General features: G+C 57.5%; 1 protein-coding gene. It reads left to right on the top strand.

All coding sequences use genetic code 11. The features are described 5' to 3' along the window. Nucleotides 1-761 precede the first annotated feature (761 nt). Nucleotides 762-992 (top strand): hypothetical protein, encoded by a 231-nt coding sequence (locus MTR72_RS40205; protein ID WP_341512349.1) that lies wholly within the window; start codon nt 762-764, stop codon nt 990-992. Nucleotides 993-1,036: the final 44 nt, after the last annotated feature.

Raw genomic sequence — 1,036 nt, 5'->3', positions numbered from 1 at the left:
ACCGACGGAATAGTTACCCATCCGAATTTGGTCAGGTTCAGAGGCTACGTAGCACGTTCCGGCGCAGTTCGGGCGTCGGTGACAGTTCAGGACAAATTCGCCTCCGGCTCAGGCAGGCTCTCGAGCAATTCTGGCCGCGGGACGTGGAGTGGCCATTCAGGAAACGCGCGTTGTTCAGGCTACTGGATTGCGCAGCGAAATTGAGGTGCGAGCCCAGATCGGGGATGGCCGCTGGATTGGAGGACGGCTTGCTGATTGCCTATGACGCTCGTCCAGATAAAATCAACCGGCAGTGTGGTCGACAGTGGCGGGCATCATCCTTTGAGGCGGCGACGCTCCAGCGCGGCCTTGGCCTCGAAGCCAGTGACGATTGAGCTGACCAGAAGGATGCCAATCGCCGCCATGATCAGAATTATCTCGATCATGATCTATCGCCCCTGCGCTCTCGTAGATCTCAGAGTGAAAACGAGCAGCGCGACTGCAAAGAGCAGGAATGTACCGGCGCTGATCTCTTTTGACTTGCGTTTCATGACGCACCAATCCGCTCAAGACGGGCTGGCTCCTAAACGAACGCGTGATTTAGCAGGATCACAATTCGCGCCTGATCCTGGGATGGCTCCAGTTGTTCATCTTGATCCAGTGCTTCTGCCGACCGGCACGGTATGTCCTGCACTCGCCAGCAGTCCGCCATAGTAGCACCCCGCCGCTCGAGCAACTTCTCTCGCCAAGGCGTGTTCTCGATTAAAGGCAAGGAGGCGAGCATGATGAAGAACAAGGCTCCTAACACTCGAAATGCCGGATCAAGCTCACAGACCCAGATGATAGCGAGCAACCCAAAGATGCTCAATCCCGGAGATGAGGCGCTTCCCGGAACTCCAGGTACTGGCGAAGACGTGTGCCCAGAGTGTCACGGCGAAGGCCGTATCGACGGCTCGCCCTGTCCGAACTGCGGTGGCAGCGGCACGATCACCCGAGCGATTGGCGGCGCCTGATGGACCCAGAACGGCGATAAGATATTTCGAGAGATATGGTGACT

The organism is Bradyrhizobium sp. ISRA442 (assembly GCF_038085055.1).
In the GTDB taxonomy this organism is placed as follows: domain Bacteria; phylum Pseudomonadota; class Alphaproteobacteria; order Rhizobiales; family Xanthobacteraceae; genus Bradyrhizobium.
Note: the sequence above shows the minus strand (reverse complement) of the source record. Positions and strands in the feature narration are given on the sequence as shown.